Source organism: Rhodobacteraceae bacterium LMO-JJ12 (assembly GCA_021555075.1).
In the GTDB taxonomy this organism is placed as follows: domain Bacteria; phylum Pseudomonadota; class Alphaproteobacteria; order Rhodobacterales; family Rhodobacteraceae; genus JAKGBX01.
The window spans coordinates 1797637-1813480 of record JAKGBX010000001.1; the positions used below are offsets into that span (position 1 = coordinate 1797637).

Annotated in this window: 13 protein-coding genes and 1 tRNA gene; 6 read left to right on the plus strand and 8 right to left on the minus strand. The window is 59.3% G+C overall.

All coding sequences use genetic code 11. The features are described 5' to 3' along the window. The first annotated feature begins 142 nt into the window (after nucleotides 1–142). On the plus strand, nucleotides 143–394 hold the full coding sequence (locus tag LZG00_08580) for a hypothetical protein (GenBank protein ID MCF3594054.1): 252 nt from the start codon (nucleotides 143–145) through the stop codon (nucleotides 392–394). A 188-nt stretch (nucleotides 395–582) separates the two neighbouring features. On the opposite strand, the gene LZG00_08585 is transcribed toward LZG00_08580, so the two are convergent. After that, the gene (locus tag LZG00_08585; GenBank protein MCF3594055.1) at nucleotides 583–1056 is read right to left on the minus strand and encodes a disulfide bond formation protein B; all 474 of its coding nucleotides are present in this window, start codon (nucleotides 1054–1056) and stop codon (nucleotides 583–585) included. Further along, on the minus strand, nucleotides 1053–1631 hold the full coding sequence (locus tag LZG00_08590; GenBank protein MCF3594056.1) for a DedA family protein: 579 nt from the start codon (nucleotides 1629–1631) through the stop codon (nucleotides 1053–1055). Before LZG00_08590 ends, LZG00_08585 begins: the two co-directional genes overlap by 4 nt. A 219-nt stretch (nucleotides 1632–1850) precedes the next feature. On the opposite strand from LZG00_08590, the gene LZG00_08595 reads away from it, so the two are divergent. Together LZG00_08595 and LZG00_08600 are read left to right on the plus strand one after the other, a co-directional pair. Beyond that, complete coding sequence (locus LZG00_08595; GenBank protein MCF3594057.1) at nucleotides 1851–3104, plus strand: flavin-dependent oxidoreductase; 1254 nt, start codon at nucleotides 1851–1853, stop codon at nucleotides 3102–3104. Nucleotides 3105–3650: 546 nt separating this feature from the next. After that, a tRNA-Leu gene (locus LZG00_08600) sits at nucleotides 3651–3737 on the plus strand. Between the two features lie 228 nt (nucleotides 3738–3965). Here the strand turns inward: LZG00_08600 and LZG00_08605 are convergent. Beyond that, nucleotides 3966–4142: a hypothetical protein gene (locus tag LZG00_08605; GenBank protein MCF3594058.1), complete on the minus strand. Its 177-nt coding sequence runs from the start codon at nucleotides 4140–4142 to the stop codon at nucleotides 3966–3968. 118 nt (nucleotides 4143–4260) lie between these two features. Then, nucleotides 4261–5370 (minus strand): polyheme membrane-associated cytochrome C, encoded by a 1110-nt coding sequence (locus tag LZG00_08610; protein ID MCF3594059.1) that lies wholly within the window; start codon nucleotides 5368–5370, stop codon nucleotides 4261–4263. A gap of 415 nt (nucleotides 5371–5785) precedes the next feature. Between LZG00_08610 and LZG00_08615 the strand changes: the two genes are divergently transcribed. From LZG00_08615 to LZG00_08625, 3 genes are all read left to right on the plus strand, one after another. Next, nucleotides 5786–7585, plus strand: a complete 1800-nt coding sequence (locus LZG00_08615) for an acetate/propionate family kinase (GenBank protein ID MCF3594060.1) — start codon at nucleotides 5786–5788, stop codon at nucleotides 7583–7585. A gap of 1088 nt (nucleotides 7586–8673) precedes the next feature. Further along, nucleotides 8674–11862 (plus strand): Hint domain-containing protein, encoded by a 3189-nt coding sequence (locus LZG00_08620; protein MCF3594061.1) that lies wholly within the window; start codon nucleotides 8674–8676, stop codon nucleotides 11860–11862. 302 nt (nucleotides 11863–12164) lie between these two features. Then, nucleotides 12165–12488 (plus strand): hypothetical protein, encoded by a 324-nt coding sequence (locus tag LZG00_08625; GenBank protein MCF3594062.1) that lies wholly within the window; start codon nucleotides 12165–12167, stop codon nucleotides 12486–12488. Between the two features lie 108 nt (nucleotides 12489–12596). Here LZG00_08625 and LZG00_08630 read toward each other — a convergent pair whose 3' ends face one another. The 4 genes from LZG00_08630 to LZG00_08645 form a co-directional block, all read right to left on the minus strand. Beyond that, nucleotides 12597–13214 (minus strand): nucleotidyltransferase family protein, encoded by a 618-nt coding sequence (locus LZG00_08630; GenBank protein ID MCF3594063.1) that lies wholly within the window; start codon nucleotides 13212–13214, stop codon nucleotides 12597–12599. A gap of 148 nt (nucleotides 13215–13362) precedes the next feature. Next, entirely contained in the window at nucleotides 13363–14340 is a 978-nt protein-coding gene (locus LZG00_08635; protein ID MCF3594064.1) for an ABC transporter substrate-binding protein, read from the minus strand. After that, complete coding sequence (locus LZG00_08640) at nucleotides 14337–15080, minus strand: ABC transporter ATP-binding protein (protein ID MCF3594065.1); 744 nt, start codon at nucleotides 15078–15080, stop codon at nucleotides 14337–14339. The genes LZG00_08635 and LZG00_08640 overlap by 4 nt, the downstream gene beginning before the upstream one ends. Next, nucleotides 15073–15828: an ABC transporter permease gene (locus LZG00_08645; GenBank protein MCF3594066.1), complete on the minus strand. Its 756-nt coding sequence runs from the start codon at nucleotides 15826–15828 to the stop codon at nucleotides 15073–15075. Before LZG00_08645 ends, LZG00_08640 begins: the two co-directional genes overlap by 8 nt. Nucleotides 15829–15844 lie beyond the last annotated feature (16 nt).

Genomic DNA, 15844 nt, shown 5'->3' on the forward strand with positions numbered 1-15844 from the left:
GCTTGGGATGAGCACCGTTTTTGGCGGCTTCCGGCGTGAAATCCCCCCTGGCACGCCAACCTCTACCGTCGGCCCCCGCAATGCCCCCAGATAGGTCCTGAAGGCACATGACCTTCCTGACCAAATGATAGGAGACACGACAATGATCAAACATCTCACAAGTGCTGCCGCGATTGCCGCCCTCATCACCCCCGCGCTCGCCATGAGCAGCTCGGCCCAGGAAATCGACGCCAATGGCGACGGCCTTCTGACCATCGAAGAGGTTCAGGCCGTCAACGCCGATGTCACAGCCGAAGGCTTCTCGGCCATGGACATGAACGGCGACGGCGCGCTCGACGCGGACGAAGTGAAAGCTGCAGAAGAAGCGGGCCTGATGGCACCTTCTGACGGCTAACCCAACCTCCCGGGCGGCGGGTCTGTATTCCTGTGTCAGGCATGCAGGCTCGCCGTTTGTTCGGGCGTATTCGGGCACATCACTGATATGCCTCTTTCAGGTTCGAATTGCGCTCAACAAGCGGCTCCCGGCAACCCCAAGTGCCGGGAGCCGTTCTCACGTCAGAGATTGCCAGCCGCGCAGAGGCCTCATACCCGGTTGCGCGCCGCCATAAGCCACAACAGGGCAAGCACAAGCGAAGCCAGCGTGTTCCAGCTTGCCATCGACAGGCCGAACATCTCCCAAGGCACCTGATCGCACATCACCACACCGGTCGGCATATCAACACTCAACAGATCGCTTCCTGACAGGCTGCCAAGCCCGCCGCCGCCGCCCGTACAGCTCTCCGGCCCGGCCCACCAACTCCGCTCGATCCCGGTGTGCCAAAACCCGATTCCGGCGGTGCTCAACGCCGCCAACGCGCCCAGAATGGGTAATCCGCGCCCCGGAATCGCCAGCGCAATCACCCCGATCACAATCGCAGCGACATGCGGATAGCGCTGCCATAGACACAGCTCACAAGGGGCCATCCCCCCGACATGCTGAAACAGCAACGCCCCGATCATCAACAGAGCCGAGCCACTTGCAGCGAGTAGAATAAGTGTAGGCCGAGATAACATCATAGCAGTTTCACCACGTAGAACCCTCCAAGTAGAAACACCAGAAACAGCAGGAACATAAGCCCCAAACGCCGCTCAATAAAGTCACGAATAGGCGCGCCGAATTTCCACAGCAATGCCGCCACGATGAAAAACCGCAGCCCCCGTGCCAGGATCGAGGTCGCGACAAAAGTCAGCAACGGCATTCCGGTCCAGCCAGACATGATGGTGATCACCTTGTAGGGGAAGGGCGTCATCCCCGCGGTCAACACCGCCCAGAATCCCAGATCGTTGAACCGCGTGTTGAAGGTCTCCATCGCCTCGGCCTTGCCCATCGCGGCCAATATGGGTTGGCCGATCTGCTCATAGGCCAGCGCACCAATGGCATATCCCAGCATCCCACCGATCACCGAAGCCACAAGCGCCACCCCGGCAATCGCCCAGGCGCGATGCGGTCGCGCCAGGATCATCGGAATCATGATGACATCCGGCGGGATCGGAAACACCGAACTTTCCACAAACGCCACCACCGCCAGCGCCCACATCGCGCGCGGGTGATCGGCCAGCCGCATCGTCCAATCGTAAAGCCTGCGTATCACTGCTCTGCCTGACTGACGCTATCCGCTCGAAACGATGCGCCATTTGCGTTGACCTCTTTCGCACCAGCTCTTCCAAAGCGTTGCGATTCCACGTTAAATCCCGGTATGTTTTCGATACGCGCGCAGGCAATGCCCATTGCGCATGTCTCGGGTCCAAGTTGTGTTTCAACTTAAACTCGAAACGCACTAAGCTAAACCGAAAAGCGCGAGGAGAGTTCAATGACAGTGTTGATTGCAGGAGCCGGAATAGGTGGGCTGACCCTCGGTCTCAGCCTGCATCAACTCGGAATTCCGTTTCATATCTACGAGGCGGTGCGCGAGATCCGCCCGCTCGGGGTGGGGATTAACGTGCAGCCCCATGCCATCCGCGAGCTTTACGATCTCGACCTCGAAGCCGCGCTTGAAGCGACCGGCCTGCGCACCCGCGAAGTGGCCTATTTTTCGGCCCAGGGCGGGTTGATATGGTCCGAACCGCGCGGCACCTTCGCAGGCTACAACTGGCCGCAATACTCGATCCATCGCGGCGACATGCAGATGTTGCTGCACGACGCCCTTGTGGCGCGCGCCGGTGCAGATGTGATCACCAGCGGCAGCGCGGTGCTCGATTGGGCCAAGATCCCCGAAGGTGTTGAAATCACGCTTGGCGACCGCACTACGGGCCAGGCGTCGGGCACAGCGCGTGGCCGTGTCTTTGTCGCTGCCGATGGCATCAATTCCCGCGCAAGGGCCAAGCTTTTCCCCGACGAAGGTGGTGCGCATTGGGGCGGGATCATGATGTGGCGCGGCGTCACGCGCGGCCCGAAATTCCTCACCGGGCGCAGCATGGCCATGGCGGGCAAGAAGGACTGCAAGTTCGTCTGTTATCCGATCGAGGAATATGACGATGGCACCTGCCTGATCAACTGGATCGCGGATCGCAGGATGCCCAAGGACTACAAATGGCGCGAGCAGGACTGGAACCGCGCAGGCAACACCGCCGATTTCGCCCCGGCGTTTGCTGACTGGCGGTTTGATTGGCTCGATATTCCGTCCGTCATCGCCAAGGCGGATCACATTTTTGAATACCCGATGGTTGATCGCAACCCGCTCCCCGCCTGGACGCACGGTCCGATGACGCTGCTGGGCGACGCCGCGCACGCGATGTATCCGATCGGCTCGAACGGCGCCAGCCAGGCGATTCTTGACGCTCGCATTCTGGCACGTGAATTACGCGATCATCACGAAGGGCGCGCCGCGCTTGAAGCCTATGACGACGCGCGCCGCGAGAAGGTGAATGCGCTGGTGCTGGCAAATCGCGGCGATGGCCCCGACAAGGTGCTCGATGTGGTGGCCGAACGCGCCCCGGACGGATTTGGTGATATTTCCGAAGTAATGAGCCGCGACGAGTTGGAAGAAGTCGCGGGCGGTTACAAGAAACTGGCCGGGATGGATGTCGAGTCTCTGAACGCGCGCGGGCCTCTGGTCCCAATTTAGAAAGAGGGCAGGGCGCGCGGGCCAGCCCTCTACAGAACTGATTGATCAGCTTCGCAAGTTACATGGGCAGGGGTGGGACCGAGGAAAAGCCGTTGCGACAGGGCCGAGTTTCGACTGCGGCTGAGCCTCTACACCCGCCGAACATGGGATCTGCGCCGACGCCCGCTTGTCACGGCTCGACCGAGATGTGGCGCAAGCCTATGCGTCCGCACTTGCCCGAAGCAATCAGAGTGAGAGCGTGCGAGCCTCGCAGCGACGTTGGATCGGCCTCCGCAATGACTGCGGCAAAGACAAACGATGTCTCGACAATGCCATGACTGGCCAGATCTATATTCTAAATAAATATTGACCCGAACCTGGCGTCGCCCCGTTTATGGCGGATGTGGCTGTTCGCTGCGTCCGACGATCTGGTAAGACGGTCTCGGAGTGAAAACTCCGCCTCAAGCATCTGGATCGCTCAGCTGCATCACAAAATCCGCGCGCCCGTCATTTTTGCTCTTTTCCCGACAGTTTCATCGCGTTACATCGGGTGCGACCATGCCAAATGCCCAAGTGGTGGAATTGGTAGACACAGGGGATTCAAAATCCCCCGCCTTAACGGGCTTGCCGGTTCGAGTCCGGCCTTGGGTACCATGGTTTTCCCCTGTCTAGGCGGGGTTTTATGCGATTTTTGTGGCTGGAACGGATTGCGATGTTGGCGCACTCACACAGGCCACGCACAGTTTCCCATTTCGTGTTCGTTCTGTTCCTGAGTGCCGTGATTCTCGGGCTCTGGTTGGCAGTCAGGTGACCTCGATTATTCCTGATGGTGAGAGTTGATCCGCACTCCGCACTATTCGCGCCGCTTCTGTGCCGCGCGGCTCACTGGGCGCGACGGATGGCGTTTGCCTTGTTATAGACCACCATGGCGGCGCTTTGGCCGGTGATGGCCTGAATGTCGGCGTCGCTGCACCCTGCCTCGGCCAACAGATGCGCGCCACGTTTCGGCAGGCTGGCGACGAATGAACAAGGCGATACCCTGATCCAGATCAGGGTCAAGGGTCGTGTTGCTCATATCGCTTGCTCTGGCAAGTTGATGACAATCAGCGAAGACGCGGTGGAATAACAGCCGCAAACCAGTGATAATCCTCTGTTTAGACGGGCACTCGCCACCTGCTCAGGGCCGGACCAACCTGCTGATATCAACGTCCACAACCTCAGCGAGATCCGTCATACTGTCGTGCAGCAACTGGATAACGTAATGTGGGTTGTGCGAGTAGGCGCCCGTGTCCTTGGCCACGAACTGATAGTTGTAGGCCGCCCTCAGCAATCGGGGCGTCCAGCTTTGATAGCGGTTGGGAAAGATTGCCTCGCCCGGGCTCACGGCGCCGTCGCCGTCCGTATCGGCAAAGAAATAAGGGAAGGCGTGCCCATCGTAGACAATCGGGGCATCCACCACCTCGGCGGCGTATTTCTGGATTGCGCCACCCAACATGCCGTGCAGCTTGGTGATCGAATGGGCGATGCCCTGCGTCGTGTCGCCGTCACCGACAACGTCTAACCTGGTGGTGCGGATGTCGGAGTATTTGGTCGCGCCCTCATGGCAGGTAATGCAGGCTTTCAGCGGTGCCGGTTTCAGGCTGTGCTGGCTGTGGCAACTGAGGCAGGTCGATGGCTCTTTCGCAACATGGACGAACGCCCCGGCATAGGCTTTGCCCTTATACTGGTAACCACCGCGCGCCACGCTTCCCATCTGGGTTGCCGCCGCGGCCTTGTAGTGGATGTTGATGAAGGTCAGATCGCCCGCGACCACGTCATCCTCCTTGCCGACGGTGGCCGCCGTCACCTGTTCGCCCGAAGCGCGGCCTTGATGGCATGTGGCACAGATCGCCTCCTTGCCGAGACCGTCGACGCGTTCCCCGGAGGGAAACACCACGCTTTGCAGTGCCATCGACTTTGCATTATGGCAGGTCGCGCAATCCACCGTCGAGCCAAGCGACTGCGGCTTGTCGATCACATTCACTGCGCGCAGGTCGGTGCCGAGATAATCCATGATTCCGCGGCTGGTGTGGCAGGTCGCGCATTCCCCCGGCACAACGCGCTCCTCGTCCTCGTTCCAGTGCTTGAAAGCTTCCGCGCTTCGGTCGCCATGCGGCGAGGCCAGCCAGGCCTCGGTGATCTTTGCCAGATCAGGTTTTTTCTTGTCCTGTGCGGGTGCTGGAATTGCGATAGAAATCACACTGCAATAGACTGCGAAAAGGGTGAGTATTCTGATTGATCTACGCATGCGCCCCCCAAGCGAGACAATGTCTTGCACTTTATGCTGGTAAATAGTGTGGTCGAGCCGGTGACCGATGTCATTGACGCCAATCAATTTAAGCGTACGACATATTGGAAATCGATCAGGTCATGCCGAGCCATGCTTGTCGGATTCGGCAAAGGGGCTGCCTGGCTCGATTATCCTCCTGTCCTTTCCTGGCCTTCTTCGTGGCCAGCCTGGCACTGTTTCGCCGCTCGATGAACCTCGCGCGATAGCTTTCACCGCCGCCACGCGACGGATATTTTGCACGGTTGCGCTAAGAATAACGCGCCGTAAAAGGACAAAGAGGTAGTGACGCCACATTAGTGGCCGTAACAATGTCAAATGGGGAGCTCGGAACCGCTCCCATATTGCTAAGTCAAACTGGATTGGAAGGTACCCTGTGAAGATACTTGTGGTGAACTGCGGCAGCTCAAGCCTGAAAGTCGGCGTTTTTGAATCTTCCAAAAAGACGACCGAGTTATTCAAAGCGGCATATGAAAAATTTGCAGCCGGGTCTTGCTCCTACAAGATTACCAAGGACGGCACGACACAGACCGGGCAAGCGCCGTTCGGCGACATTGCTGCCGCGTTGGCGGCCCTTCCGGATATTCTTGCTGACCATGGGATCACCCAACTGGACGCAGTTGGCCATCGCATTGTCCATGGGGGCGAAGCCTTCCGAACCACGACGGTCCTTGACGAGCCGACAGTCAAGGCGATTGAGGCGCTGACACCGCTGGCGCCGCTCCACAATCCTGCAAATCTGCTGGCTGTGCGCATTGCAACAGAAGTCTGGCCGCACCTGCCTCAGGTCGCTGTTTTTGACACCGCCTTCCATGGCACCAATCCCGCGCGCGCAACGACCTACGCTGTGCCAAAGGCTTGGCGTGACGCAGGTCTGCGACGCTTTGGCTTTCATGGCACGTCGCACAAGTATGTGGCGATGCGTGCCGCCGAGGAGATTGGCGTTCCGCTGCGTGATCTCAAGATAGTCAGCGTGCACCTCGGGAACGGCGCCAGTGTATGTGCAGTAAACCACGGCGAGAGCATGGACACGTCCATGGGCATGACGCCGCTTGAAGGGTTGGTGATGGGAACGCGCTCGGGCGATATCGATCCCGGCCTGTTTGGATTCCTGTCACGCCAACATGGGCTATCGATCACCGAGATAGAGGATGCGCTTTATTCCGAGAGCGGGCTCAAGGCCCTTACCGGTTCGTCCGATATGCGCGATATCGAAGCGCGGGCAGGCGAGGGCGACGCCGATGCTCAACTTGCCATCGAATTATACGCCTATCGTGCGCGAAAATATATCGGAGCCTATGCGGCAGCGATGGGTGGTCTCGATGCTGTGATCTTTACAGGCGGCATCGGCGAGAACTCACCGTCAATGCGTCGGCGCGTCTGCGATGGCCTCGAATTCATGGGCCTGAGGCTCGACCACGACCGCAACCAGTCTGTCGAACTTGCCAACCACGCTGCGCCGCAAATTCAGACTTATGGTGCGAGAGTGAGCGTTCTCGTAACCGAAACCGCCGAGCAATTGATGATCGCCCGCGAGACGGCTGCCGCCCTGGCACCCGAGGCATCCGTGCCCGAACCAATTCCCGTCGCGGTATCGGCCCGTCATGTTCACCTGTCCCGATCAGCGATAGACACCTTGTTTGGCGCCGGATACCAGCTGACGCCCGACATTCCGCTGCGCCAGCCTGGCCAATGGGCCGCGCGCGAGCGTGTGACACTGGAGGGACCCAAAGGCCTTCTGGATCGCGTTGCTATTCTCGGGCCTGAGCGGCCCCGGACGCAAATCGAAATCTCAAGAACCGATGGGTTTGCGCTCGGCATTGATCCGCCGGTTCGCGACAGTGGCAAGCTGGACGATACGCCAATGGTTCGGCTTGTCGGCCCTGCCGGAAGCCTTGATACCGATGGGCTGATCGTGGCGGCGCGCCATATCCATATCAACCCCGAGGAAGCCAAACGCCTGGGCCTCGCTAACGGTATGCTGGTGGACGTTCATATCGGCGACGACGAGCGCGGGTTGGTGTTTGGCAAGACGCTGATCCGCGTTAGCGCCGAGTCCGTAACCGAGATGCATATCGATACCGATGAAGCAAACGCCGCAGATATTCGTATCAACGGCGAGGGATCACTGGTTCCCGGTATTCGCGCCGTAGCCGTGGCAAACAAAGACCCATAGGTACTGTCTTCGTGGCGGTTTCGGGCAACGTTTGAGAACTTTGCCCGAAACAGGTCCTGCAAATTGGGACAGCCAGCCCCGACTCGTCGCGACCTGCCAAGGAGTGGGCTTTTGCCGCCTTGTGCTACTCGAACACCTACATTTTCAGAGTCTCACAGGGCACTGTCGAATAGGCAATTCGTGTGGGAGACAAACCTTGCAGGTGGTTGAAACAACAGACTTTCCATAAAATCCAAAATTCCCCGCCTTAACGGGCTTGCCGGTTCAAGTCCGATCTTGGATACGATGGTCCAACCGCCGCACAACGCTTTTGCGCGTGGCGCGCCGCGCCGCAGAAAGCGACCAATCGTGCGGCTCTGACCTTTCACAACCGCGCCATATTTGCCTTCGACGCGCCGCTTTGCGAATCAGGTTGCGCCTATTTGCGAACGCGATTCGTGGTGCCTTTGTTCGATTTTGTAATCAATTTAACGAAAACCCGGGGATTGGTTCCACACACGTGGTCAATGCTGCGCCGCAGTTTCGCAATCTCGACTTTATTTTGACCAATTCCGGCATTCACTTACTGTTTCTCTTTCGGAAACGGTCCGTTGGGTGCGCGGCGACTTCCCGCCGTGGTGCGACAAGCTGCCGCGCCAGAAAACAAGGCGTTTGACCGGCTTTCTCCGATAGTTCACTTGGAAACAATCGCGCAGATTTCCCGCTCATTTGTGGCAATATCATGGCGCGCACAAGGTCGAGGGGGAGGAGTCGTGCTTTATTCCCGTCAGAATCCGGTTTGAGGTCAGGCTACGGATTGCTATGAATGTAACTGCCTGACTGGGGGGCACGTTTATTGGTCGTGGGGCGACCGCTGAACTGTGATGCATCGATAAGATGCGAAAAGGGGTGCGTCGGTTTGATCCGCTGCTGGATCGATGATTGCACCAAAGCTGCCAGAGGATCGCACCTGCGCTCCACCTTCTGCTCTGCCTTTTCGAGGATTGTCCCCGCATCGCACTTGATGGGATTTTAGCGCGCCAGCGAATTTCTGGCTCGCGGCCGAAAACCGGTTTGTAGCACCGGATAGCTTAGAAGGGTCTAGAGCGATGGCTAATTTGGTACTTGATTGGGGTTTGTTCGGTGCATACGGAACCAACCTGGGCGCAACGCAGTCGGTGGATACCGGTGGTATCCAAGTTACCGTTGGCTTTAATGAGGAAGACGAAGGCGCGCAGGCGTTTACCTTTGACGCCGATGGTTACGTCGGCGACGGTGAACCGTTTGATCCGAACTCCTTCCTCAAGCTGTTTGGTGAGGGCGGCGAAGGCCCCGCCGACGACACCTCGACCACGACGCTTTCGTTCAGCGCAACCGATGATCAATACAGCAACGAAGTGCAGAATGTTTCGTTCCGTATCAACGACATCGACATTGGTCGCGGCGATACCGAAGCAGGTGATGAAAACCACCTCGATATGGTGACGATCCGCGCCTATGACGCTGACGGCAACGAAGTGCCGGTTTCTCTGTCGCTCGGCTCGGATGTCGAGTCTCTGGGTGGCAACGGTGCGCAGGGCGGAGACAACGCATGGTTGCCGACCGATGCCCAGGCCTCTGCACTTGTCGAAATCGCCGGTCCCGTTGCACGGATCGAGATCGACTACGAAAACGATGAGGCCGGCGCACAGCGCATCATGGTTTCCGATGTCCATTTTTCGACACTCGATCACGAACCACAAGAACCCGATGCTGCCGATGACGATGGCGTCACAACCGTCGGTACTGCTGTGGTCATTGACGTTCTGGCGAATGACACCGATCCGCAAGACGATCCGCTGAGCATCGCGTCGTTTACCCCGCCGGCCAACGGCACCGTGGTCGACAATGGCGACGGCACTGTCACTTATACACCCGCCGACGGCTTCATTGGCGACGACAGCTTCACCTACACGGTGACAGATCCTGATGGAAACACCGACACCGCCACAGTGAACGTCACGGTCAACGACGATGGCGGCCCCAACTACATTGTAGAAGGTACGCCGGACGATGATCTGATCGACTACGATTATACCGGCGACCCCGAAGGCGATATGATCGACCACAACGACAACGATCCGAGCAATCCGCCTCAGCAGGACACCGTGCATGCCGGTGACGGGGATGATACGGTCTTTGCCGGCGAAGGCGATGACGACGTCATGGGCGAAGAGGGCGATGACGTTCTCTATGGCGAAGAGGGTGATGACACCCTTGACGGCGGCAATGGCGATGACGTGCTGCGCGGCGGCGAAGGCGATGACGACCTGCGCGGCGGCGACGGCAATGACTCCGCCTATGGCGATGACGGCGACGACGTGATCGACACCTCGGGTTCAGACCCGGCGATCGACGTGCCGACTTTCCCGGGCGTTCCCGTGGATGCTGACCCCGAAGACGACCGTGATCTGGTAGAAGGCGGTGCAGGCAACGATCACATCACCACCGGTGATGACCGCGACACCATCTTCGGCGGTGACGGCGACGACACCATCCTGTCAGGCATCGACGATGACGAAGTCTACGGCGGCGCGGGTGATGACTTCATCAACGACCTTCAAGGCTCCGACTATATCGAAGGCGGTGACGGCGACGACACCATCCTTGCAGGTATCGACACCTTCTCGGATTACGTTGGCGACGATCCAAACCTGCCGATCGGCTCGATCCTCAGCGATCCCAACACCACCGATGGCATGGATACGATCTTTGGCGGCGCAGGCAACGACTGGATCGAAACCGGCGACGACGCCGACTATATCGAAGGTGGCATCGGCAACGACACCATTCTTGCCGGGATAGACGACGACACCGTGATTGGTGGAGAAGGCGACGATTCGATTATCGGCGGCCATGGCTCCGACTATATCGAAGGCAATGACGGCGACGACTATATCAATGCGGGCGACAGCAACTTGCTTTGGGGCCAGGAACCTGATGCCACCGATCCGGTGCCTGAAAACGGCATGGACACGGTGTTTGGCGGAGCCGGCAACGATACCATCTTCGGCGAAGACGACAATGACAGCCTCGATGGCGGCGAAGGCAATGATGTAATTGACGGCGGCATCGACAATGATGTGATCGCAGGCCGCGAGGGCGACGATACGCTCTACGGTCAGCAAGGCGCCGATACGATCACCGGCGGATACGGCGACGATGTCATCTATGGCGATGATACCGACGGCGCGCTGGATATTCCCGACGCCACCGATCCCGACCCAGACGACAACCGCGATCATCTCGGTGGCCGTCAGGGCAACGACACCATCTTTGGTGGCGATGATGATGACACGCTGATCGGCGGTCTTGGCGATGACTACCTCGATGGCGGCATTGATGATGACAGCATCGAAGGCGGCGAAGGCGATGACACCATCATCGGCGGCGAAGGCGCCGACACGATGTATGGCGAAATGGGTCGCGACACCTTCATCGGTGGCAATGTCGGAGATTATGTCGATGGCGGCTCTGCGCCCGACGGCATCAACCCTGAAGACGGCCTGCCGAATGACTACGACACGCTCGATCTGCGCGGCACAGCGCCCGAGGGTGGGACGATCAACATCACCTATACTTCGGCCGACCGTGAAGACGGCTTCGTCGAGTTCTTCGATGCTGATGGCAACAACACCGGCCAGATGGACTTCTACGACATCGAAAATGTCGTGCCTTGCTTCACTCCCGGCACCGCGATTGCGACGCCCAAGGGCGAACGCATGGTGGAGGAGCTCAAAGAGGGTGACAAGATCATCACCCGCGACAACGGCATTCAGGAAATCCGCTGGATTGGTCGTCGTGGCCTCACCGGTCACGAACTGGCTCGCGCGCCGCATCTGCGCCCGATCCTGATCCAGAAGGGCGCGCTTGGCGACAATCTGCCCGAGCACGACATCCTGGTCTCGCCCCAGCACCGCATGCTTCTGACCGGTGACAAGACCCAGCTCTACTTTGAAGAGCGTGAAGTCCTTGCCGCCGCCAAGCACCTGACCGATCTGCCGGGTGTCGATGAAGTTGGCACACTTGGGGTCACCTATGTGCACTTCATGTTCGACCAGCACGAAGTCGTGCTCTCGAACGGCGCCTGGACAGAAAGCTTCCAGCCCGGTGCCAATGTGCTCGACGGCATGGGCACCGAGCAACGCGACGAAATCCTCGAACTGTTCCCCGATCTGAAATCGGTCGAAGGGATCAAGGATTACACCGCCGCGCGGCGCGCCCTGAAGAAACATGAGGCACGGTTGCTGGTCCGCTAAGGGCAGGGCAGTCAAACACCCTCATTCCCAAAAGGACGGGGCGGCACCCATCGCGCGCCCGCCCCGTCCAACCTTTCCTTTCACGGAATATGCAGCTGCCTTGGGTGTCGCTAGACCCTTCGCCCGGGCAACGGGAAGAGGCGCGAGTCTCTTCCCGTTTTTTTATGTGTTTTTAGGGGTTTATTACCCATTTGCCGCAATTTCCCCCCATGTTATCCGCATTCCCGCCACAAGCGGATGGGAACATAACAGGTGAAGGGTCGGAACAACTGACCGTTGATCAGGCAAAGAGGCGCGCAGACATGCACTCAAACTCAAATCACCCGCCCTGCGATTTCGTCCCCTCGATCGTTCAGCTTCCCGACTGTTGTCAGCCTGATGAGGACCATTTCGTCGTGACCCCGCGCTATCTCGGCCTTGGGTGCGACATGATCATCGGCGGGGCCAGCGGCCCGAGCTACCGCGTCATCGACCTCTCGTTGTTGGAGGAACCGGTGGTCATCAACTGGGCCGGAACGCACAGCGGTTCAATCACCGATGGCGCCGACAGTCTGGTGTTTCATGGGGTTGAACAGATCATCCTGCCGCCCTGCATGCAGCCTTTGCCACAACTGCGCGCCTCCTGAGCGGCGCTGCATTCAATCCGGCGCGCGGATTGGAAACAGGGCGCGCTATGCTTCCAGAGGATCAGGGCCTTGTCCGCGCTTTCTGATCTGCAAGCCGATGAAAAGACATCAACGAAACAGACATTGCCATCGCGTCCATTCTTCGGGCGTATCAAGATCGGTGACGGCGCGTTCGCCGCGCAGGGGTATCAGCCGAACCTGCTCGCCCTGAAGCACCTCGCGCGCCCCGGCATCGCCCGTCACCGAGTCCAATTCCTGAAACAGCCGCCGGGGTATGATCACCGGATGCCCCGGCGCACCCACAGCAGTAGCAGCACGCAGCGTCGCTTCCGGTGTTTCTAGATGCGCCGCAATCAACGCCTGCAAATCTTCGGTCTCCAATTCCGGCATATCCGGCAGCATGATCATCAATGCCGTCGCACCGCTCTGCTCGGCGGCGACCCCGCCCGCACGGATCGACACGGCCATGCCTTCGCGCCCATCAATCTCCTGAACGCGCAATCGCTGTTGTGCCAGATCCGCCAACGCCGCGCCGCGCGCCGGGCGATCGTGCGCCATTGTGACCAGCACGCGCGCCCCGGTTTGCAACGCCCGCGCCACTTGGCGCACCAACAACGGCTGTCCGTCCACCAGTTCCAACAGCTTGTCACGCCCACGCATCCGCGATGACGCCCCCGCCGCCGGGATCAGGATCAGAATATCGCTCGTCTCACTGTCATGCGTCATCAGGCACCTCCTGGGCCGGGGCAATTTCGCCAGCCACCGGCAGGGATGTTGGGTGAGGGCACAAGCCTAATACATTGAATTCATGTAAACTCTCATGCCATCATCCCGATGTTTAGCACAGCAATGTCAGGCGCGAAAGAACTGCGCCTTACTTCACCATCCAACTCTGATCATACCAAGCTGAAATATCACCGGGCCATTCCAACACGGCCCCGCCCGCATCCTTCAACACGCCACTGTCAAACAGGAACCGCGCCATCGCCGTAAACCGCTCGGTGTCGATATAGCCCACGGGCGTGTCACCATCGCGCAAGAACCCACCATCGGCAATCATCTGCATCGACCCGCGAACCAGCTCAGTGTTGGGAAAATCGCCCGCCGCGATCAAGATTTCCGCCGCCTCTGCGGGATGATCCGCCGCCCATTCATATCCCGCCTGCGTGGCGCGCATGAATTGCGTGACCAGTTCGGGATCGTCCTTCAACGTGCCCGATCGCGTACCAATATAGCCGGTTGGCTGATCCGGAACGCCATAATCGGCATAGGCAAATGACGACTGCTTGCGGCCCAACAATGTGGCGTTCACGCCTTCCCATGTCGCGACTTCCAAGGTGAAATCAACCGCCCCCGCCGCCAAGGCTTCATAAGCCCCGGTGCCAAGCGTGACAGTGTCCCAGACCGGCTCGCCGCCATCGTTGCTGATCATGGTGGCGATTAATGCTGTTTCCCACGCGCTGCCAAACCCGGCATAGGTCTTGCCCGACAGATCCGCCGGCCGGGTGATCGCCGTATTGTCAGTATTGTAAACCAACCGTCCGGCTTCATGCTGCATGGTCGCCCAGAGCGCGGTCAGATCGGCACCGCCCGCCTTGGCGCTCATGAACCCCAGCGATGTCAGATAGGCAAAATCCGCCACACCCGCCGCCAGAAGCGCCGAGGAACTGGTATCGGAATAGGGCAGAAGATCAACGTCAAGCCCCGCCTCGGCGTAATACCCTTTGTCGCGCGCCACAACCAACCCGATATGGTTGGTGTTCAACGTCCAGTCGAGCGCGATGGTCACATCGTCGGCCTGCGCCGCAAATGGTGCAGCAAGACAGGTGGCCAATAGAAGCAGTTTTTTCATTCTAGTGTCTCCTCAAGAAGTAGGGATTTCAGGGTTTCGCGCAATCCGGCAAGCGTTGCCTCGTTGCGCAGATTTCGCGGGGTAGGGATGGGAATATCGGCGATGATCCGACCCGGTTCGGCCGCCATCACCAGAATGCGGTCGCCAAGGTCCGTGGCTTCCTGCAAATCATGCGTGATCAGCAAAACACCGCGCGGACGCTCTGCCAGCCGCGCCAATAGCCAGTCCTGCATTCTGAGCCGCGTCACCGCATCCAGCGCCGAAAACGGCTCATCCAGCAAGACAAAGCGGCTGTCCTGCACGATCGTGCGCAAAAACGCCGCGCGCTGGCGCATACCGCCGGACAATTGTGACGGAAACAATGACTCGCTGCCGCTCAGCCCGAACGAGGCGAACAGCGGCGCGACCTTCGCTCGTGCCTCGCGCTTTGATAGCCCCGCAACTTCCAACCCAAGGGCCGCGTTTTCCCTGATGGTCAGCCAAGGGAACAACGCATCGCTCTGCGGCTGATAGGACAGCGCTGAATGCGGTGGCGCAATCGGCGTGCCATCCATCAAGAATCGCCCCTCGGCCTGCAAGCCATGAGGCAAAATTCCCGACATCCATTTTAGCACCGATGTCTTGCCGCACCCCGACGCACCGATCAGCACGGTGATGCCATCAGAGGGCAGGGACAGCGACAAGTCCCGCACCAAAACGCGCTCGCCGACGCGGATCGTAAGCCCCTCGATCTCAAGCATCGCGGCGCACCTTTGGCCCCTTGGCCGTAAGCCGGTCAACCAGCGCAATCACCCCTAGAAGCGTCAGGGTCAGCCCCGCTGAAACCACCACCGCAGCCAGAACCAGATCGGCGCGAAAGTTGTTCTTGGCCGACAAGATATAAATGCCTAACCCCTGCCGCGCCCCGGCATATTCGGCAAAGATCGTCGCAACGATGGCGTAGGTGGCCGAAATTCTTAGCCCGGCAAGGAAACTCGCCCGCGCCGATGGCAAGATTGCACGACGAAAGATCGCCCATCGCCCGGCGCCCATCGAGGCAAGAAGATCGACAAAGGCCTCTGGCGTTTGACGATACCCCGACAGAAGGCTCAACAGCATCGGCAGAAAGGTGACGAGGATGACAAGCAACACCTTGGGCAAAAGCCCAAATCCGAACCACAAGATCATCAATGGCGCCAGCGCCACCAGCGGCACCGTCTGGCTGACGATGAACAGAGGCATCAATCCGCGCTCGGCCCATGGCGTGAAATAGAGCGCCGCCGAGGTCGCGCAGGCAAATGCGACAGAAAGCGCAAACCCGATGCTCGCCACCATAAGCGTCGCGACGCCATGCGCCCCGATCGCCGCCCGGTTCAATACCAGCGCCCGGATCACCCCCGAAGGTGGCGGCAAGATAAGCGGTGACGCCCCGGACAGGCGGCAATAGACCTCCCAACCCGCCAAAACCAGCAGGCCAAGGATCAGCGACGGCAATACGCGCGACAGCATTGAAAAGCCCCTTGGC

Bases quoted from the DNA above. Each gene is read 5' to 3' on its own strand.
- LZG00_08585 (MCF3594055.1), bottom strand. From the start codon at position 1,056: ATGATGTTATCTCGGCCTACACTTATTCTACTCGCTGCAAGTGGCTCG.
- LZG00_08630 (MCF3594063.1), bottom strand. From the start codon at position 13,214: ATGACGCATGACAGTGAGACGAGCGATATTCTGATCCTGATCCCGGCG.
- LZG00_08580 (MCF3594054.1), top strand. From the start codon at position 143: ATGATCAAACATCTCACAAGTGCTGCCGCGATTGCCGCCCTCATCACC.
- LZG00_08645 (MCF3594066.1), bottom strand. From the start codon at position 15,828: ATGCTGTCGCGCGTATTGCCGTCGCTGATCCTTGGCCTGCTGGTTTTG.
- LZG00_08620 (MCF3594061.1), top strand. From the start codon at position 8,674: ATGGCTAATTTGGTACTTGATTGGGGTTTGTTCGGTGCATACGGAACC.
- LZG00_08635 (MCF3594064.1), bottom strand. From the start codon at position 14,340: ATGAAAAAACTGCTTCTATTGGCCACCTGTCTTGCTGCACCATTTGCG.
- LZG00_08595 (MCF3594057.1), top strand. From the start codon at position 1,851: ATGACAGTGTTGATTGCAGGAGCCGGAATAGGTGGGCTGACCCTCGGT.
- LZG00_08625 (MCF3594062.1), top strand. From the start codon at position 12,165: ATGCACTCAAACTCAAATCACCCGCCCTGCGATTTCGTCCCCTCGATC.
- LZG00_08610 (MCF3594059.1), bottom strand. From the start codon at position 5,370: ATGCGTAGATCAATCAGAATACTCACCCTTTTCGCAGTCTATTGCAGT.
- LZG00_08640 (MCF3594065.1), bottom strand. From the start codon at position 15,080: ATGCTTGAGATCGAGGGGCTTACGATCCGCGTCGGCGAGCGCGTTTTG.